General features: G+C 33.3%; 26 protein-coding genes. 13 read left to right on the forward strand and 13 right to left on the reverse strand.

All coding sequences use genetic code 11. The features are described from left to right. Window positions 1-23: 23 nt before the first annotated feature. The 12 genes from APS56_RS16750 to APS56_RS06940 form a co-directional block, all read right to left on the reverse strand. Complete coding sequence (locus APS56_RS16750) at window positions 24-1,091, reverse strand: helix-turn-helix transcriptional regulator (RefSeq protein ID WP_082379288.1); 1,068 nt, start codon at window positions 1,089-1,091, stop codon at window positions 24-26. Between the two features lie 12 nt (window positions 1,092-1,103). Continuing rightward, window positions 1,104-1,343, reverse strand: a complete 240-nt coding sequence (locus APS56_RS06890) for a hypothetical protein (RefSeq protein ID WP_054724470.1) — start codon at window positions 1,341-1,343, stop codon at window positions 1,104-1,106. An 83-nt stretch (window positions 1,344-1,426) separates the two neighbouring features. Then, entirely contained in the window at window positions 1,427-1,795 is a 369-nt protein-coding gene (locus APS56_RS06895) for a VOC family protein (RefSeq protein WP_082379289.1), read from the reverse strand. 9 nt (window positions 1,796-1,804) lie between these two features. Beyond that, window positions 1,805-2,167, reverse strand: a complete 363-nt coding sequence (locus APS56_RS06900) for a DUF1801 domain-containing protein (RefSeq protein WP_054726421.1) — start codon at window positions 2,165-2,167, stop codon at window positions 1,805-1,807. A gap of 5 nt (window positions 2,168-2,172) precedes the next feature. After that, window positions 2,173-2,781, reverse strand: coding sequence for a DUF998 domain-containing protein (locus tag APS56_RS06905; RefSeq protein WP_054726424.1), 609 nt, complete (start codon window positions 2,779-2,781; stop codon window positions 2,173-2,175). Window positions 2,782-2,807: 26 nt separating this feature from the next. Then, the gene (locus tag APS56_RS06910) at window positions 2,808-3,020 is read right to left on the reverse strand and encodes a DUF4287 domain-containing protein (protein WP_054726427.1); all 213 of its coding nucleotides are present in this window, start codon (window positions 3,018-3,020) and stop codon (window positions 2,808-2,810) included. 2 nt (window positions 3,021-3,022) lie between these two features. Next, on the reverse strand, window positions 3,023-3,406 hold the full coding sequence (locus tag APS56_RS06915; protein ID WP_054726430.1) for a DoxX family protein: 384 nt from the start codon (window positions 3,404-3,406) through the stop codon (window positions 3,023-3,025). Next, window positions 3,403-3,903: an SRPBCC family protein gene (locus APS56_RS06920; protein WP_054726433.1), complete on the reverse strand. Its 501-nt coding sequence runs from the start codon at window positions 3,901-3,903 to the stop codon at window positions 3,403-3,405. The genes APS56_RS06915 and APS56_RS06920 overlap by 4 nt, the downstream gene beginning before the upstream one ends. After that, the gene (locus APS56_RS06925; protein WP_054726436.1) at window positions 3,900-4,409 is read right to left on the reverse strand and encodes an SRPBCC family protein; all 510 of its coding nucleotides are present in this window, start codon (window positions 4,407-4,409) and stop codon (window positions 3,900-3,902) included. Before APS56_RS06925 ends, APS56_RS06920 begins: the two co-directional genes overlap by 4 nt. Beyond that, window positions 4,399-4,731 (reverse strand): metalloregulator ArsR/SmtB family transcription factor, encoded by a 333-nt coding sequence (locus APS56_RS06930; protein ID WP_054726439.1) that lies wholly within the window; start codon window positions 4,729-4,731, stop codon window positions 4,399-4,401. Before APS56_RS06930 ends, APS56_RS06925 begins: the two co-directional genes overlap by 11 nt. 103 nt (window positions 4,732-4,834) lie before the next feature. After that, window positions 4,835-6,061, reverse strand: coding sequence for a TCR/Tet family MFS transporter (locus APS56_RS06935; RefSeq protein ID WP_054726442.1), 1,227 nt, complete (start codon window positions 6,059-6,061; stop codon window positions 4,835-4,837). Between the two features lie 115 nt (window positions 6,062-6,176). Continuing rightward, complete coding sequence (locus tag APS56_RS06940; protein ID WP_054726445.1) at window positions 6,177-7,184, reverse strand: AraC family transcriptional regulator; 1,008 nt, start codon at window positions 7,182-7,184, stop codon at window positions 6,177-6,179. Between the two features lie 124 nt (window positions 7,185-7,308). Here APS56_RS06940 and APS56_RS06945 point away from each other — a divergent pair, with 124 nt between their 5' ends. The 13 genes from APS56_RS06945 (at window position 7,309) to APS56_RS07000 (ending at window position 16,014) form a co-directional block, all read left to right on the forward strand. After that, the gene (locus tag APS56_RS06945; RefSeq protein WP_054726448.1) at window positions 7,309-7,677 is read left to right on the forward strand and encodes a hypothetical protein; all 369 of its coding nucleotides are present in this window, start codon (window positions 7,309-7,311) and stop codon (window positions 7,675-7,677) included. 2 nt (window positions 7,678-7,679) lie between these two features. Beyond that, entirely contained in the window at window positions 7,680-8,075 is a 396-nt protein-coding gene (locus APS56_RS06950) for a nuclear transport factor 2 family protein (protein ID WP_054726451.1), read from the forward strand. A 21-nt stretch (window positions 8,076-8,096) separates the two neighbouring features. Next, complete coding sequence (locus APS56_RS06955; RefSeq protein ID WP_054726454.1) at window positions 8,097-8,936, forward strand: RteC domain-containing protein; 840 nt, start codon at window positions 8,097-8,099, stop codon at window positions 8,934-8,936. Continuing rightward, window positions 8,929-9,132, forward strand: a complete 204-nt coding sequence (locus APS56_RS06960) for a hypothetical protein (RefSeq protein WP_054726456.1) — start codon at window positions 8,929-8,931, stop codon at window positions 9,130-9,132. The genes APS56_RS06955 and APS56_RS06960 overlap by 8 nt, the downstream gene beginning before the upstream one ends. Window positions 9,133-9,230: 98 nt before the next feature. Next, entirely contained in the window at window positions 9,231-9,515 is a 285-nt protein-coding gene (locus APS56_RS06965; protein WP_054726460.1) for a helix-turn-helix domain-containing protein, read from the forward strand. Window positions 9,516-9,518: 3 nt separating this feature from the next. Then, window positions 9,519-10,238, forward strand: coding sequence for a hypothetical protein (locus tag APS56_RS06970; protein WP_054726464.1), 720 nt, complete (start codon window positions 9,519-9,521; stop codon window positions 10,236-10,238). Further along, window positions 10,222-10,884, forward strand: a complete 663-nt coding sequence (locus tag APS56_RS06975) for a hypothetical protein (protein WP_054726467.1) — start codon at window positions 10,222-10,224, stop codon at window positions 10,882-10,884. The genes APS56_RS06970 and APS56_RS06975 overlap by 17 nt, the downstream gene beginning before the upstream one ends. A 161-nt stretch (window positions 10,885-11,045) precedes the next feature. Further along, on the forward strand, window positions 11,046-12,128 hold the full coding sequence (locus APS56_RS06980) for an XRE family transcriptional regulator (protein WP_054726470.1): 1,083 nt from the start codon (window positions 11,046-11,048) through the stop codon (window positions 12,126-12,128). A gap of 46 nt (window positions 12,129-12,174) precedes the next feature. Beyond that, a complete protein-coding gene (locus APS56_RS06985) occupies window positions 12,175-12,564 on the forward strand; it encodes a hypothetical protein (protein WP_157757625.1) in 390 nt (129 codons plus the stop codon). A gap of 427 nt (window positions 12,565-12,991) precedes the next feature. Next, the gene (locus tag APS56_RS16950) at window positions 12,992-13,147 is read left to right on the forward strand and encodes a hypothetical protein (protein ID WP_157757626.1); all 156 of its coding nucleotides are present in this window, start codon (window positions 12,992-12,994) and stop codon (window positions 13,145-13,147) included. A 127-nt stretch (window positions 13,148-13,274) separates the two neighbouring features. Beyond that, window positions 13,275-14,513 carry a nucleotidyltransferase domain-containing protein gene (locus APS56_RS06990; protein ID WP_082379290.1) on the forward strand — a complete coding sequence of 413 codons (1,239 nt, stop codon included), beginning with the start codon at window positions 13,275-13,277 and terminating at the stop codon, window positions 14,511-14,513. Between the two features lie 3 nt (window positions 14,514-14,516). Beyond that, window positions 14,517-14,996, forward strand: coding sequence for a type II CBASS E2 protein (locus tag APS56_RS17325; RefSeq protein WP_054726479.1), 480 nt, complete (start codon window positions 14,517-14,519; stop codon window positions 14,994-14,996). Beyond that, window positions 14,989-16,014 (forward strand): CBASS cGAMP-activated phospholipase, encoded by a 1,026-nt coding sequence (locus APS56_RS07000; protein WP_054726482.1) that lies wholly within the window; start codon window positions 14,989-14,991, stop codon window positions 16,012-16,014. The genes APS56_RS17325 and APS56_RS07000 overlap by 8 nt, the downstream gene beginning before the upstream one ends. 105 nt (window positions 16,015-16,119) lie before the next feature. Here APS56_RS07000 and APS56_RS07005 read toward each other — a convergent pair whose 3' ends face one another. Continuing rightward, window positions 16,120-16,755 carry an N-acetylmuramoyl-L-alanine amidase family protein gene (locus APS56_RS07005; protein WP_054726485.1) on the reverse strand — a complete coding sequence of 212 codons (636 nt, stop codon included), beginning with the start codon at window positions 16,753-16,755 and terminating at the stop codon, window positions 16,120-16,122. Between the last annotated feature and the right edge of the window lie 188 nt (window positions 16,756-16,943).

Below are 16,943 nucleotides of genomic sequence, written 5' to 3' on the forward strand. Positions count from 1 at the left end.
ACATTCCTTTTTATTTATAGGTTTTAAAACTTAAAAATATCATGTGAAGAAGCAACTACTTCCATTACTTCAATTTCTGGCAAGTCTTCTAAACCACTTTCATCTCTTTGTTTCTGAAAAGACAAAAATGAAGGCACCTGAAGCAATTTTTTTTGAATGTTCTCATTTTTGTAATGAGATAGGTGAACAAATGTTTTGCCGTCTCCACACACATAGGAACCGTAGCGGAATTCATTAGTGTCCATTTTTTTGAAATCAGTCATAAACAAGTTAATGTTTTCTTGGTTCTTCTGAACAAAATCAGGTTTTACAGTGTACGTTACTTTTACGGTTATCATTTTGGTTGTTTTTATATTTTTATAATGTAAACTATTTCCTTCTAAATATTTTTTCCGCTGGATTTCACCATATTCTTCCATTGTCATTTGGTGTGGAACGAATTTTTCGGGTAAATTAACGATGGTTTTTATCCTATCTATTCTAAAATTTCTAAATTCATTTCTCAACCTGCACCAAGCTACTACAATCCAATCTTCTGAAAAACTATGGTAAATAGCAAAAGGTTCTATTTCTCTTAGAATTGGTTCTAAGTCAGATTTTTTTTTATAGTCTATTTTTAATACATTAAAATTTGTTAAAGCACGTTGTACTACAGAAAGAAAATTACTTGTTTTTTCGTTTTTCCAATTCTTTCCTATAAATGTTCTATTCGCTAAAAAATCAGCTTTTGATTTTTCTTCACTTCGTAATACTGCTTTTACTTTATCTATGGCATTATTAAATTCATTTATCAAAGATTCATCTTTAGTTTTTGTCATTATCTTTTGCGCAAAAATGAGTGCATTTGCTTCAGTTTCTGTAAACATTACAGGTGGAATTTTATACCCGTCCATTAAAGTATAACCTTTTCCCTCCACAGCCACAATAGGAACATTGGCTTGCTCTAAAGCGTGTAAATCTCTATAAACAGTTCTTTTGCTAATATTGAATTGCACCGACAATTGTTCTACAGTCACATATAAATTGGACTGTAATTTTAAATGAATTGCTGTTAACCGTGAAAGTCTTGAAATATTATCTGTATATGCCATCACAATAGTATTTTAAATGTTTACTATAGAAATTTCATCTGTTAGAATTTCAATATTAAAACCTTGTTTTTGAACCATATTAATAATAACATCATTGTCTAATATATCGTTAAAATTTTCGATTCTTAAAATATGATCACAATCTTCAAGATCAAAATCAATACAGTAATTAGGAAACCTATTTTTTATTTGTTTCTTTATTCTCCTAGCTTGTTTCTTTTTTAAGATATTAGTTTTATATACTTCTATCATTTTATAACAATTATAATTTTATACAACAAAGAAAACTAGGAATTGTGACAACCCTTTGACAGTCTTTTTTAATTTAAAAAAAACTAAACACAATGTGACAATAAATTGATTGTTGCTCCGTTGGGATCTTTGACAAAAAATCGTTTTACACCCCAAGATTCGGTTGTTATTGGGTAAACTATTTCAATATCTTGTGTTTTTGCTCGTTCATACCATTGGTCAATATTCACCACTTCTATGGATAGAAAAATGGCTTTATTATCCAGTGGTTTGTTCTCCGTATTTTGAATAATTGTGATTTGAGCCTTTGGGTTTTCTTTGGATGCAAAAGTTAAAACCCATTCCATATCCATCACCAATTTCATATCTAAAAACTGAGTATAAAACTTTTTGCTTGCTTCCACATCATTGGAATAAATGTTAGGAACTATTCTTAGAATGGTTGTTTTCATTACACATCTTTATTTGTTATCTAATTCAATCGCTTGTAAAATATAATACTCAAGTATGTTATCTTTATAATCTTTAGGGTCACTCAATCTTAAATTTAATGATTTTTTTCCGACTCCTTCAAGTAGTTTATACTTGTCTTCAAACTGTTTACCATCCGTAAATGAAAAGGTAATTCCTTTTAGGGTAGGGCTCACGGAGATGATAATTCTATTGTGTCTATAAACTGGGACACCATAATATTTTTCGGTTCCTCCTCGCATTTCTTCTTTTAGTGTTGGGAATTTTGCTTTAATCAAGCTCCTAAACTTTAAAAAAATAGGTTGATGCTCTTCCTTAATTTTATCTTTTATGAATTGATTGATGATATTCATATGAGCTAATTTTTGAAATTAGATTTTTGGAGATAATGAGCACAACTCCAAACCCAAATAGCACAAAATACGATAACGATTCTACCAAGCCAACCAATAGGAGTCTCTGGTGTAATCATACCATTCGTTTCACTCAAATAAACACCCATGACAATTATTAAAGCAACCTCTAAACCCCAAAGAATTATAGTAAATACAAACATATTTTTTCTAAATTGATAAGTAATAAACACCGTAGCCAAAATCATAAAACCTAATAATCCTGCTGCTGCGTTATGAATTTGGCCACTCATAGTCATGTACTCGGGTAAAGTATCTACAGGATCAGTATTAAAAATGCCTGCTAAGAAATTACCAAGAGATGCTATTACTAACAATACTCCTCCAATTTTAGAACCTATTTTGGGTAAGTATTTAATTAGATATAAGCCTAAGGTTAAAAAACTTATACCAAGTAAAAAGAATACAATCTGCATTAACCAACCTGCATTTCCTAATGCATATTCGCTAATGGGTTGCCATATTGGATTTACTGATGTGTTTATGAAATGTAAAATGACTAATAGGACAACAAATCCGATAGCACTTATTTTTGTGACAGTTAACTTGTTCATTTAATTATAATTTTAAGGATGGTAGTTTATTCTCTTTTCCCTTTTATATAGGCATACATAGCCATGGCGTGACCATGGCCTAACTGAAAGTCTTCTTTCAACCAATTGGTCACTTCGGTAGCCTTTACAACTAATTCTCCATTCCTGGTAAAGCCTTTTTGTTCTGCTAATGTTTGAAAATCTTCTGCGGTTTTACCTGTTTTATCTTCTATGTTTTTGATGTATGTTTGGAATGACATAATTATATAGTTTTAGATTTATGATTAATTTTTTGTGAGTAGACATAAGATACGCTTAGAACAATTCCTACCACTATAGGCATTACAATGTTGGCTATGACTTGGTCTACCGCTATATGACTTATAGCTGCAAAAATTAAATTAAATGTTAAACCGGCATACGCCCATTCCTTTAGTTTAACTGGAAGTTTTGGAAGCATTATCGCGGTTGCTCCTAATATTTTACAAACAATTAAAGCGTAGGCGAAGTAATCGGGATAGCCCAAAGGTTTAGTTCCTGCGTTAAAATATTCGTGTGCGAATAAAAGCGTTGCCAATGGCATTAGGGCCTCTAATGCAAAAATGATGGAAGTTGCTATCCAAAATATGATTTTATTCTTTTTCATTTTCTTACATTTATTAATAACTCATCCAATCTTTCTAACGTTGATTTAAGTCCATCTTCCATTCCCATTTCTATTATAGTTTCTAAATCTTTTAGAGAATTGTAGGTTACAATGGTCTCAACTTTTGATTTTTCATTCAAATCTAAAAAACTCACATGCCATTTTGCTCTTGGCATATCAGGATTTAGATTTCCATTTTCATCACAAAATCCATCTAGCGATTTATAATAATCAATGGGTTTAATTTCTGTAAAATCTGTCCGTCCCCAGTGCTCAGTTCCGTTTGGTTCTATCATAGCGTATAACCAATATCCGCCTTCCTTAAAATCCATCATCTTTGTTTTGGCCGTCAATGGTTTTGGTGTAAACCACTTTTCTAATAATTCACTTTTCGTGTAGCAATCCCAAACAAGTTCTCTTTCAGCGTTAAATTCACGCACAATTGTAAGTGTGTTATCCTTCTTGTTTACCAAGAATTCAAAGTGTAGTTTATTCATAGTTTTTTATTTTTAGTTAATAACAATTGGTCTAAGTTTAAAAGTGCCATCCCGAAACCTTCCTTAAAGCCCATTTCAATCAATTTTTCAATGTCTTCTAATTTATCGTGTTTTAAGGTAACATCTACTAATGTAATGTCATTTTTTTCTGTAAAAATATTTGTCCATAATGAGCGTGGTTTTATTGTATTTTCATTCCCATTTTCATCACAAAAAGCATCTAACCAAGATAATAACTTGTTTATTTCAATCCCCTTATAATCAGCTTTACACCAGGTCTTTTCGTTATTAGGGCTTACCATTGCATAAAGCCACATTCCGCCAATTTCTAAATCTAAAGTTTTAGTTTCAATATGATAGGGTTTTGGTGCCCACCACTGGTTTAACAATTCTGGTTCTGTCCAAGCTTTCCAAACCAATTCAAGATTAGCATTAAATTCTCGCTGAATGTTAATCGTTTTATTTTCCTTATCCACGGAAAAATTGAATAATAGGCTACTTTTCATTTTTTTTGTTTTTAAGTGTTTCTAATAAATTATCTAGTTGGTTAAATCTATTTTCCCAAATGGCTCTAAATTGTTCTAACCATTTGTCGATTTCTTTCATTTTTTCAACTTTTAACTCGTAGTATATTTCTCGACCTTGTTGGTTTGCATCAACCAAGTCACATTCATTTAAAATTTGAATGTGTTTAGAAATAGTAGGCCTCGCAGCATCAAAATTTTCAGCAATTGCTCCTGCTGTCATGGATTGTGAAGTAAGTAGTACCAATATTGCTCTTCTTGTTGGATCGGAAATGGCTTGGAAAATATCTCGTCTTAATTTCATTATGAAGTTATTTGACTACAAATATATGTGAAGTTATTTGGCTACACAATATATTTAAGATAAAACTCAATTGATATCGCCTCCTATTCAGATATCAATTTTATCATATAATTGTTTTCTTTCGTTTTTGAGAATTTATAAGCATAATAATGAGGCCTACGAATGTTAATAATACCGCAACCAAGTATGGGGCTCCGGGAAAATAAAGATCTGAATTTTCATTTTTTGTAAAATGTGTAAAAACCATTGTCAATAAGGGTGGAGCAATAATCGTTGATAAACCTAAAAGACTGCTTAAACCTCCCTGCAATTCACCTTGTTCGCTTTTTGATACTTGAGAAGATATAATACTCTGAAATCCGGTTCGTTGCACACTCCCAATCACATTAATGACCATTGCCGGGAATAATAACCATTCAACATTTGAAAATGCTATAAGTAAGTACCCTATAATGGAAAAAAGTAAACCAAATATGGTCATTTTATCATCTCCAAACCTTTGGGCTAATATCCCTACAAGCCAAGATTGAACAATAATCGAAAGTAAACCTAAAAAAGCTAAAGAATATCCTATTAATTCTACGCTCCAATTAAATTTTTCAATCGTAAAATATGCCCAAACGCTTGGCATACTATGTCCAGCAATAGTTACAAAGAACATTGCAATAATTAAAGTAATAATAGTTGGAAACTGACTTAAATGTTTGAATGCTCCAAAAGGGTTTGCTCGCTTTAACTCGAACTTTCTTCTATTTGACTTCTCCAAAGTGTCTGGAAACAAAAAATATCCGAAAATAAAATTCCCGAAACTTAAAATTGCTGCTGCAATAAAAGGGATATGCGTTCCGAATTGTCCGAGTAATCCACCGATTACTGGTCCGATTATTAGACCAGAACTATAGGCCGCATTTATATACCCAAAATTCTTGGTTCTGTCTTGGTCAGTACTTATATCAGCAATAGAAGCCGCTGCAACAGAATAACTTGCTCCTGATATCCCCGCAATTATTCGACCTATAAAAAGCCAGGTTATGTTTTGTGCGAATGCAAGAAATATATAATCAATTGTAAAACCGAAAAGTGATATTAGCAAAACCGATCTTCGGCCATACCTGTCACTCAAATTACCTAAAACAGGGGCAAAAATAAACTGCATCAACGCATATGCAAAAGTTAACCAACCTCCATAAGTTGCCGCTGTACTTATGTCTGTATTTACTAAATCCTCTATGAGTTGTGGCATAACAGGATAGATAATCCCTAATCCCGTGGTATCTAAAGCTGTAACAATTAAGACAAATAGTATAGATTTTCTTTGCGATGGTACCATTTAAAAATTGAACTGTTGTTCTTTTACTGTTTTTGAATTATTCTATAATTAACTGTTTTACAATATCCCCTTCTTTTTCATAATTAGTAAACTTTGGTTCGTTATTTTCATCTATTTAGATATTCTGTTTTCTATAAGTAGTTGGTGATTTCCCCGTCCATTTTTTAAAAGCTTTTGCAAATCCACTTGTTTCGGCATATCCTAAAATATGTGCAATTTCTTTTACCGATGAGCTTCCGTTTTGGATATAATGTATTGCCAATGATTTCTTAACTTCTTCAACAATCTGAATATAAGATACCCCCTCTTCTTTCAATTTTCTTTGAAGTGTGCGGACACTCATATTAAAGTTTGATGCCACAAATTCTACCGATATTGAAAATAAATAGGAATTTGCCGTTAAAAAATTGAAAATGGCAGCAGAAAACTCCTTTTTTCCTTCATAACTATTTTCTTTACTTTCCACGTGCTTTAATAGTAGCTTCTGAAGATCATGATTTGCCGTTATGATTCTAGTATTAAGATATTTATTATCAAATTCCAGTAAATAGCTTTCCTTTTTTTGAATAGGACAATTCAAAATTTCATCATATATAGGAAGATGTTCTGCTTTAAAGGTTGGCATTTCTGCTTTAATAGGGTGGAGTGACTTTAAAAGCAGTCCATCTAACTCGTGAAGCGTAAAAGCCATAAGAAAATCTCCCATCTGATTAAATGTATTCGGATAGTTCTTGAACTTTTTATTTTTCTTTAGCACAATACTAAATGTTTCGCCATTATCTATTAACTGCATAGAAAACATATCAGTAAAAAGATGAATAAGGGAAGCTGCTTGTAGAAGTGCATCCTTTACCGTATTACTTGTTTGTATTATTTGGCCTACTGCATCTAAAGCGGCTATTTGCATTGTTGCGCCAAAACGAAGACCTATTAATTCGTCTCCTGAATTTTGAATTAAATTTCTCCACAACAATTCAAGTTTATTATGATCTATAGAAAAGTCTTTCGCAGAAAATAAGTCCTGCACCTTAAAACCAGAAATTGACGCCAACTTCTCAATGTCAATATTTTGCTGCTCACAAAATAACAGTAATGCTTGTAGAAAAATTCGTTTGTAATTCATAGTTCAAAGATAGAAATAAGTCATCAAAGAATTGTCTTTGTGTCGCAAATTGACAGCTAAGTGTCGTATAAGGATAATAGTTCAAAAAAAGGAAGGATTTAACTTTGTAAAAAAATAATTAAATATGAAATTAAAGACCGTTTTACTCATTAACGCCCTCAGTTCAGGCGCAACAGGTATTTTATTAACATTTATACCTCAATTTTTTACTGATGTTTTCAAAGTGAAAGTTACAACCCCTTTCTTAGGGACTGGTATTTTCTTAATACTATTTTCCTCTTTTGTTTTTGTTTCAGCCCTTAGTAAACCTATTAAGATAAGTTGGGTGAGAGCGATTATTTTTATGGACAGTATTTGGGTAATTGCTAGTGTAATTTGTGTTGCAGTACTTTATTCTTCAATAAGTAATTGGGGTTCATTTTTAATTATTGGTGTAGCCTTATGGGTTAGCATAATGGCATATTTACAGAAGAAATACTTAAAACAGATATAAATATGAACTCAGTAAAAAAGATAACAGAAGAACTCCTAGACTACTTAGGAAAAAGAGATTTAAATAATCTTATTAATCTTTTTTCCAAAAATATTGAATGGGAAATCCCTGGAAATGTGAAGAACGTTGATTGGTTGGGAAAGAGAAGTTCAAAAGATGAAATAAAAAAAAATTTCAATATGTTGTGGTCTGCTACAGAACCCTTATCTGTGAGGATAAATAAAATTTTTATTGAAGACGACGAAGCAGTAATTGCTGGTGCCTTTTCTACTAAGATGGTGAAGACGAATAAAAGAGTCGATTCTATATTTTTTATTCATATAGTCATAAAAAACCAGAAAATTATTAAATACACTCTATTGGAAGATAGCTATGCTGTTTCAGAAGCTTTAATTTAAAAATTAGAATGTAGTTTGTTTGTGACAAATGAAATACAACATATACTTGATGAATGTAAGTTAGCTCTTGATGAAATTAATGAGAAAAACCTAAATGATTTTTCAAATGTTGAAAAAGGGATTAAAATATCCCGAAAATATTTACAGCAACTAAGGGTTGTACTACGTAAAAGAAATTTTATCAATAAAGAAAATGAAATATTATTTTTCAAAAAGCAAAAACCTTTCATCTATGGACAACTTAAGTTTTATGCTAAACTTTACAAGTATTTAATGCAAAAGCCAAGAGGCACAGATAAATCGAAACGTTCCTACTTAGACACTGAAATCAAGAAACTACAAGAATATTACTACTACAACAGCGAGTTCATTAAATATTACAGACAGAATGCCACCTTTTTGGATGAGTTTTATTTTTTGCGTGGTAATGATAACATAGGGTTACTATCCGATACGTCTCATTTTTATACGGATGCTGAATTTTCAACAAGCCACGACAACGCCGTTGCAAAAATTTTGGCATATGATTTACTGCTGAATCATTACACTAATGAATTAAATGACTTGAAAAAATCAACTAGAAAAATTTCCAATAATGAAAAATTATTGGAAAGCCTGAATCTCACTTGGACTTCAAATAAAATTGATTTAATCGAACTCATTTATGCGTTAATAGCATCTGGAGCAGTAAAAGGAGATATTAAGGATTTGGCTACCGCTTTTGAAAAAATCCTTGATATAGATTTGGGAAATTATTACCGAAGTTTTTTAGAAATAAGAGGACGAAAAGAGGATTTCGGTAGATTTTTGGATTTATTGAAAACAAGTCTCATCAAAAAAATCAGGGAAGCAGATGACTAATATAATAATGATAATTGTTACAGAACAAACACCCAAGTTGAACCCAACTTGGGTGTTTACTTTAGTAATAAATCTTAAAGCCTTTTTAGATAGCATTTTCAGTTTTCCAGCTACCAAAATCAACCAAACAACACTAAAAATCAATATGTTAAAACTGCACCCAACTTGGGTGCAACTTGTGAATAAAACCCAATAAACTATTTCAAATTTGTAGAACGAAAGTTAAATCAGGTCAGGGGCTATCAAATTAGTTGACAGCGAGGCGATAGCCCCTTCCATTAAAACCGTTCTATTATGCCAACAGCAATTATTACCACAGACGATCTTCGGGAATTCAAAATGGAATTGCTCGATGATATCAAAAAACTTCTTACCAAACAAGCTTCCGGAAACATCAAGAAGTATCTTAAATCTTCGGAAGTAATGGACTTGCTCCAGGTAAGTCCAGGCACATTACAAAATCTGCGTATCAATGGAACATTACCCTACACGAAAGTGGGCGGAATCATTTATTACGATGCAGCGGAAATTCAAAACGTAATGGATGCAAACCGTGTACAGCACGGATTAAATCTATAGTCTATGAACTACATAAAGCTACTAAATGCGGCTTTTGAAAGGTTCTATTTTGACGACCGCCTAAATCCTACCCATATCAGCCTGTATATGGCATTGTTTCAGGAATGGAACAGCAGCCGTTTTGCAGATGAACTTTACGTGAACCGACGTGACCTTATGCGTGTGGCTAAAATAGGTTCAAAATCTACCTACCACAGATGTGTGACCGAGTTGGATGCTTGGAACTACCTCTCGTATTTCCCTTCCAATAACCCCTACAAGGGCAGTAAAATCAAGATGTCCATTATCGGGACAAGTGATGAACCAGTTGCGGGACAGTACAATCCCATATTGGAACAACTTGCGGAACAGTACCATCCCATACGTGAACCAGTAGTGTACCAGCACCGTCCCTTTAATGGACAAGCATTGGTATCTACTATAAACAATACCAAACAAGTAAACAATAATAAACAGCCAAAGGGCAGGCAGGTGGTCATTGATTTTTTTAAAGAAAAAGGTTTTATTGCTGATGAAGGAAAAAAATTCTTCGACCATTACGAAGCCAACGATTGGAAAACGAGTGACGGAAAAGCGATTCGTGATTGGCCGGCATTGGCCATCAACTGGATGGATAGAACCGAGTCGTTTGAACAGGAAAACAAACCAAACAAAAAAGAAGCATCCCAAAAACAGGACAACTTACGAACCACTAAAAACAAGGACTATGGACAACCCCTCTAAAATAACCGAAGGTGGCGTGGAATACTCGCTTGGAAAATTTGATGGTAAAAGTGTACTGTACGATTTCCCAAAAATCTTGATCTATTTGAATGCCAAGGGCAAACTACTTTTCGGGGAAAAATTCAGGATTTATGAGGAGGATATGGATATTCTGCTAAAGCTCTGTTCATACTTCATCAAGGACAAAGAGAACTGCAAGACCTATGGTATTGATATTGATAAAGGGATTCTACTTTCCGGTCCTGTAGGCTGCGGAAAGACCAGTTTGATGAAACTATTACGTCATATTGTCCCGTTGCAACGGCCATATGAGATAATACCTTGCAGGAATGTGACTTTCAGCTTTAATCATCTTGGTTTTAAAACTATTGAGGAATATGGCAACACCAAATTCTTCTGTTTTGATGATTTGGGCATTGAGCCCCCTGGAAGGTTCTATGGCAGGGATCTGAACGTAATGGGCGAAGTGCTGTTATCCCGCTATGAACTTTTCCAGCAGACCAAACATAAAATTAAAACCCACGCCACCACCAACCTTAATGCCGAAGAATTGGAAGAACGTTATGGAAACCGTGTCCGTAGCCGGATGCGGGAATTATTTAATTTAATTGCTTTTGATAAGAGGGCTGGGGATAAGAGGAAATAAATATTTAAATACAAGCTTACAGTGTATCTAACTGTCGCAAGCAAACCTGTCTTAATTTACTTAAAATGACTTATTCACATAAGTGTTAATAACTAAATCGTATAGTGATTATTATTTTTTATATATTTGCTATACGATTGTTCTAAATCTACAATTAAACAATGAATACAATAGGATCTAAAATATCTGATTTAAGGAAACAAGCGAATATGTCGCTACAAGGTCTTGCTGACCAAGTTGATGTATCTAAAGCAGCAATACAACAATATGAAAATGGGGCTTCAATACCGGGTAATCAAATCCTAAAAAGAATTGCCACGGTTTTAGGGGTAGATTTTTGGGAATTTTTTAGAGTTCCAAAATTTAATATCTCTATTGAATCTGTAAAATTTAGAGACGGAAATAAGCTCAATAATGCTACAGAAGAAGAAAATGAAGTTAAAAAACACGTTCTTTCTATTGTCAAAAACTATTTAGAATTAGAGTCTATTCTTGAAGCTAAAATTGATTTTAAAAATCCAATTGAAGACTTTATTGTCCATAGTAATGCTGATGTAGAGAAAGCTGTTAAAAAAGTAAGAAGAAAATGGAAGATTGGTAATGCCCCTATTGATAGCCTAACAGAACTGTTAGAAGATAAGGGCATAAAAATTATTGCATTAGAGAGGGATACAAAATCTGGAGGCTTGAGCGGTTGGGTAAATAATATACCACTTATAGTTATAAATAATTCGGGAGCGCATAAAAGAGAAACAACGCGCAAACGGTTCACCATTGCCCACGAGTTGGGGCATTTGTTGATGAAATTTGATATAACGAATATAAGCGAAGACCTTGAAGAGATCTTTTGTAACAGATTTGCAGCTGCATTTCTTTTTGTTGATGAAGTTGCATTTGAAAAATTTGGAAAAAACAGGACTTCTATTTCTCTTGGGGAATTAAAAGATTTAAAGGAAACTTATGGAATATCTATTCAATCTATAATATTTAGGTTAAGTAGTTTAAAATTGATTGATGATACTATTAAACAAGAGATTATTAAAAGTTACGACCTGTTGTTAGATAATGGCGATGAACACTTTGGAAATTATACCAAAAGTGACGAAGCGCCAATAAGATTCCGAAAATTAATAAGAATTGCGTTAACCGAAAAAAGGATTGAAAAAAATAAAGCTTCAGAATTAAGTGGCATACCGATAGATGAATTACAGAATTTAGCAATTAAAAACTTTGATTTAATATAGTATGTTTTTCTTCTACGACATAGAATATCTCTGCTGGTTAAATTCCTTGAAGCAATTAGATTTAATTGAGGAAGACGGACTCAAAATTCTAGTTCCGGAAATGCACCTTCAGAATTATGGTCTAGCAATACGAATGCAAATTCAAGCTATTAGCAATAGAAAAGTTTTAGATATAGTTGATTGTGACGGTTTCTATGATTTCCTGACGCAATATGATTTGTTAGATAGTATATATGGAAAAGGATTTTTGTTCCTTCTACATTGTGCAAAGCAGAAAAATGGAATTGTAATTATTGGAGATGACAGGAAATCACAATTACAATTATGTTCTAATCTAGAAATAAACACATTAAGTATTGCAGAGTTTAGCAGTAATGTGATTCGCAATAAAGATTATTTAGTTTTTATAAATAAAATAAGAAGTGAAATGTTATAAAAAAAGCTGATACGTATGAGGTACCAGCCATATACTTTAAGATATAAATATCAGAAAGATTTTTGTTTAGCGACACAAATATACTAGTTCCTCGGTGTATTTCAAATTCTTCACGATATTTTCTTCTATAAGTACTTGGTTTTACCCGACTCCTACAAGAGTTTCGCATCTGCTATTATTAATTTAATACTCCAAACAATGGCTACAAACGGCAAGAGTGGTGATAACCGCAGACACGGAGCTGTCAAAAACAGGTCCCAAGTTAAAAATCCCAAAACGGATATTTGGGTAAAACGTGATTCCAACACTGGTAGGTTTATGGACGGAAAGACTTCAAGCAATAACCCTTTCAAGGGTAAAAGAAAAGAAAAATAAGCTCACTCCCCAGGGCTTGATGTTGGGGCATTATATAATTTAAAGTTCTTTTATGAATTCTATAAATCTTACAGAAAAAGGGTTAAGTATTTGCCATAAAAATAATAGCGTGAATATCAAGGGTGATTTTGCGAAAGCTATTGTTTTTGGGCTTGCAGCAATTATCGTTATAGGTGGTATAGCTACAATTTTGAAGCAACCTAACTGATAATACAATTATGGTGGCTTTATATTAATTGAGTCACCATAATTAATATAAAAAATAAGTCAATTTTTTGCGCAATTAAAGTACTAGTTGGTTTCAGAAATTGATCAAAACTCTTAAATAAAAAATTATGAATGAATTGTACAAAAATGAAATCAACGAAATACTAGAAATTCTGGGAGAGAATCTAGACATTTCTGAAAGTCAATACAAAGCCGCTGTAAAAAGTTATGAAGCAGTTGGGGATTGGCTCTCTAAAGAAAGTTCCACATTATACCCATACTCCCCAAGAATAATTCCCCAAGGATCGTTTATGCTTGGCACTATCACTAGGCCTATAAACGACGAGGACGATATAGACATCGACCTCGTTTGCAAATTGAATGGGAAGCCATCCCATTGGACTCAAAAACATTTGAAAGATGCAGTTGGTGACAGGCTCAAAGAGTATTCCGTCTACAAAGAAATGCTGGAAAGTCTAGACGGGGGAAGAAGATGCTGGACGCTCGAATATTCTGATGAAGCCAACTATCATTTAGATATTCTACCATCTATTTCCGATAAAAACTTTACCGTTTTACTTAATGAATCATTCAATAATTACCAGAATTTAGACGCCGATAAATTAGCAATCCGAATAACGGATAAAGAAGATCTTTTTTATTCTGTAATGACCCATACTGAATGGTGGAGAAAATGCAATCCTTTTGGCTACGCCAAATGGTTTTTTCAAAGGGCCATATACAGTTCGACAAAAATGTTCGCGCTCAACGAATCCGTTGATCCAGTACGACCATTTCAGAAAGAAAAAATGCCATTGCAAAGGGTAGTCCAACTTTTAAAGAGACATAGAGATATAATGTTTTCATCAGATGAATATGATAGTGAAAATAAACCCATTTCCATCATAATTACCACTTTGGCAAGTAAAGCGTATGACAAAAGCGAAAATATTGTTGATGCTTATGTCAATATTGTAAGTAAAATGCGTAGTTATATTGAAACTAGGCTCAACGCGAAAACAGGGCAATATGAAAGATGGGTAAGTAACCCTATAAATAACGAAGAAAATTTTGCTGATAAATGGTCGGAGGTGGCTCAGAAAGAAGAATACTTTTATGCTTGGTTGGATAAATTAGAAGAAGATCTAGCTACAATTCAATATGGTCAAAATAAAGGTCTTTTCAGTTTGAATGAATCATTATCGGCACAATATGGTAATAGGGTCGTCAATAAGGTGTTTGCTGAGTATGGCGAAAAAAACAAGATTTTGCGTGAGAATGGACTAAGAAAAATGGCAGTTGGGACAGGAATGCTAGGGAGTATCGGTAAGTCAATACCCAACCATAACTTCGAGGGTAATATATAAAAAATGAGTAGTAGGTATTTCAAGTCGAATGGCAAAAGAACTCTTAAAGGGTTACTCTCTTCCGAACATCTTAAAAAGATCAAAGTAGATTTTCCAGAAGTTAGAGTTGTCAAAAACACTTGGAATAGCTTTCAAATTATTTTAGAACTCCAACCTACGGCAATAAGTGAAAAATATCAGCTTATGGTTATCTATGAACAAAACAGATGGGTTAAAGCTTTTGTGGTGAATAAGGAATTAAGGATTGCCGCGAATAGGTCAAAGCTACCACACATTTATAACAGTAAGGAACAACAGCTTTGCTTGTACTCGCCCAGCAAAAAGGAGTGGGACGGATTTAGCTACATTGTAGATACAATCATTCCTTGGGCAAGTGAGTGGCTTTACTATTATGAATTGTGGCTACCTGAAGGCAAATGGTACGGTGGCGGCCACAATGAATACCCCAATGAGGACAATACAGAAATATTAAAAAATGAATAAGAAAAAGTTTAAAATATTATCGATTGACGGAGGTGGGATAAAAGGAGTCTTCCCAGCAATGTTTTTGATGCTTTTAGAGGACGAACTAAAAAATCGTTCAGATGGCAAAACCAAAATCTATCAACATTTTGACTTGATAACAGGTACATCTACCGGTGGTATTATTGCTATTGCTTTGGCATTAGGGATTTCTGCAAAGGAAATCTATAATTTATATTTGGACAATGCAAAAAAAATATTTGGCAATAAAAAACCCTTCTTTTTTGGGCAAATCCGAAATTCGGCTCACGAGCGCAATTTTCTTGAAACGTTAGTTCGTAATAAATTCAAAGAAGTAAACGGTGGAAATGACCCAAGGTTAAAAGACTGTAAAACCGACATCTGTATTCCTATATACGATTTGATTCAAGGTAATCCCAGTGTGCTTAAAACTAAGTACCATCCAGCATTTGAACGGGATTATCACATTCCTGCATACCAAGCAGCAATGGCCACTTCTGCCGCTCCTACATATTTCGACCCCTACACATCTGATTATATCGATTTGAATGGAACCAAAAAGGATTTTTCAAACAAAGTAGATGGCGGTGTGATGGCCAATAATCCGACATTGGTTGCTTTTTTGGAAGCTACTAAGGCTTTTAAAGTTGAGATGTCACAACTGGAAATACTCTCTTTGGGTACGGGCTATAAAAAATTTACAGACGGTAATTCTAGGAAAAAGTGGGGGCTTTATTATTGGATGAGAAAAGATAAACGCCAGAGACTTATTGATTTATTTATGCAAAGTCAATCTCAACTCGTTGCAAATTATATTAGTCTTCTGTATCAGGGAATTGATAAAAGAGAAAAAGACAATCCGAATTTTGTCTATGATAGAATTGATGTTCAGCTTAACGAGGATAACTTTATTGATATGGACGAAAGCGATACAGCCAAAATTAAAAACTTCGCTGAGTTGGCATCAATCGAGTTCCAACATAATAGGAGTTTAATTATTAAAAAACACTTTTATTAGACTAGAATTTTGCAGTCTATATTTTTTTAATGGAAAGTAGCAATTCATTTAAAAGGCTAAGCAAGAGCCGCCTCATAATAATGAAAACGTTTTTGAATAATTCTTTCATCTTTTTTGATGTAATGGATGGTTAATGAGGTAAGCCAATATTTTATTCTGATTTGAATGAGTTAAATAGCGTGATTCATCTTCATTGGATAGAAACCCCAATTCTATTAATACCGAAGGACAATAATCAACAGTTTCCAGCAACACCTGAAAATTCGCAAACTTTACACCCCTACTTTCAAACCCTAACTGCTTTTTAATTTGGTTCTGCAATTGATAGGCAAACCAAGTAGAATCTTTTGAATACTGTGATATATCGTTAGCCACAAACACTTCAATCCCTCTTGCAGTAGGATTATCCGAATGGTTACAATGCAAGGAAATAAACACATCGGCATTTAGCGCCTTGGCCAGTTTAGTCCTATCCAATAATGAAATAAGCGTGTCGCTATAACGGGTCAAGTAAATATCCAATGGCGTTTCTGACTTCTCGTTAAGCCTTAAAATTTCCAAGGCAATATCCAATATTACATCTTTTTCTTTAATACCATTTATGCCGATGGCACCGGAATCTTTTCCTCCGTGTCCCACATCGATCACGATTCTTTTTTGAGCTGCCGTTTCCTGTCCAAAAATGATGCACATTTTCAGAAGCAAAATCACAAAACTGACGTTTTTGAGCACTTTTTTCATTTTCAATTTTTGGGTTATCAACAACTCCCTTGCAAAATTCCATATAATTTGATATCAAATAATTGCAACGGAATTCAAACAATATCAAATAAAATTTTATTCACAAATATTTGATTATCAATTATTTATAAACAAATATATGTAAATTCCCCATAACGAAAACGAATCAAAATTTTAAACTTTTCCGT

Source organism: Pseudalgibacter alginicilyticus, assembly GCF_001310225.1.
GTDB lineage: Bacteria > Bacteroidota > Bacteroidia > Flavobacteriales > Flavobacteriaceae > Pseudalgibacter > Pseudalgibacter alginicilyticus.

What these genes read in the sequence shown, in the direction of transcription:
- APS56_RS17325 (WP_054726479.1), top strand. Translation starts at nt 14,517, where the DNA reads ATGAGTAGTAGGTATTTCAAGTCGAATGGCAAAAGAACTCTTAAAGGG.
- APS56_RS06930 (WP_054726439.1), bottom strand. Translation starts at nt 4,731, where the DNA reads ATGAAATTAAGACGAGATATTTTCCAAGCCATTTCCGATCCAACAAGA.
- APS56_RS06965 (WP_054726460.1), top strand. Translation starts at nt 9,231, where the DNA reads ATGCCAACAGCAATTATTACCACAGACGATCTTCGGGAATTCAAAATG.
- APS56_RS07005 (WP_054726485.1), bottom strand. Translation starts at nt 16,755, where the DNA reads ATGAAAAAAGTGCTCAAAAACGTCAGTTTTGTGATTTTGCTTCTGAAA.
- APS56_RS06980 (WP_054726470.1), top strand. Translation starts at nt 11,046, where the DNA reads ATGAATACAATAGGATCTAAAATATCTGATTTAAGGAAACAAGCGAAT.
- APS56_RS06925 (WP_054726436.1), bottom strand. Translation starts at nt 4,409, where the DNA reads ATGAAAAGTAGCCTATTATTCAATTTTTCCGTGGATAAGGAAAATAAA.
- APS56_RS06920 (WP_054726433.1), bottom strand. Translation starts at nt 3,903, where the DNA reads ATGAATAAACTACACTTTGAATTCTTGGTAAACAAGAAGGATAACACA.
- APS56_RS06940 (WP_054726445.1), bottom strand. Translation starts at nt 7,184, where the DNA reads ATGAATTACAAACGAATTTTTCTACAAGCATTACTGTTATTTTGTGAG.
- APS56_RS16950 (WP_157757626.1), top strand. Translation starts at nt 12,992, where the DNA reads ATGAATTCTATAAATCTTACAGAAAAAGGGTTAAGTATTTGCCATAAA.
- APS56_RS06915 (WP_054726430.1), bottom strand. Translation starts at nt 3,406, where the DNA reads ATGAAAAAGAATAAAATCATATTTTGGATAGCAACTTCCATCATTTTT.
- APS56_RS06960 (WP_054726456.1), top strand. Translation starts at nt 8,929, where the DNA reads ATGACTAATATAATAATGATAATTGTTACAGAACAAACACCCAAGTTG.
- APS56_RS06950 (WP_054726451.1), top strand. Translation starts at nt 7,680, where the DNA reads ATGAACTCAGTAAAAAAGATAACAGAAGAACTCCTAGACTACTTAGGA.
- APS56_RS06935 (WP_054726442.1), bottom strand. Translation starts at nt 6,061, where the DNA reads ATGGTACCATCGCAAAGAAAATCTATACTATTTGTCTTAATTGTTACA.
- APS56_RS07000 (WP_054726482.1), top strand. Translation starts at nt 14,989, where the DNA reads ATGAATAAGAAAAAGTTTAAAATATTATCGATTGACGGAGGTGGGATA.
- APS56_RS06890 (WP_054724470.1), bottom strand. Translation starts at nt 1,343, where the DNA reads ATGATAGAAGTATATAAAACTAATATCTTAAAAAAGAAACAAGCTAGG.
- APS56_RS06975 (WP_054726467.1), top strand. Translation starts at nt 10,222, where the DNA reads ATGGACAACCCCTCTAAAATAACCGAAGGTGGCGTGGAATACTCGCTT.
- APS56_RS06990 (WP_082379290.1), top strand. Translation starts at nt 13,275, where the DNA reads ATGAATGAATTGTACAAAAATGAAATCAACGAAATACTAGAAATTCTG.
- APS56_RS06970 (WP_054726464.1), top strand. Translation starts at nt 9,519, where the DNA reads ATGAACTACATAAAGCTACTAAATGCGGCTTTTGAAAGGTTCTATTTT.
- APS56_RS16750 (WP_082379288.1), bottom strand. Translation starts at nt 1,091, where the DNA reads ATGGCATATACAGATAATATTTCAAGACTTTCACGGTTAACAGCAATT.
- APS56_RS06945 (WP_054726448.1), top strand. Translation starts at nt 7,309, where the DNA reads ATGAAATTAAAGACCGTTTTACTCATTAACGCCCTCAGTTCAGGCGCA.
- APS56_RS06900 (WP_054726421.1), bottom strand. Translation starts at nt 2,167, where the DNA reads ATGAATATCATCAATCAATTCATAAAAGATAAAATTAAGGAAGAGCAT.
- APS56_RS06910 (WP_054726427.1), bottom strand. Translation starts at nt 3,020, where the DNA reads ATGTCATTCCAAACATACATCAAAAACATAGAAGATAAAACAGGTAAA.
- APS56_RS06905 (WP_054726424.1), bottom strand. Translation starts at nt 2,781, where the DNA reads ATGAACAAGTTAACTGTCACAAAAATAAGTGCTATCGGATTTGTTGTC.
- APS56_RS06895 (WP_082379289.1), bottom strand. Translation starts at nt 1,795, where the DNA reads ATGAAAACAACCATTCTAAGAATAGTTCCTAACATTTATTCCAATGAT.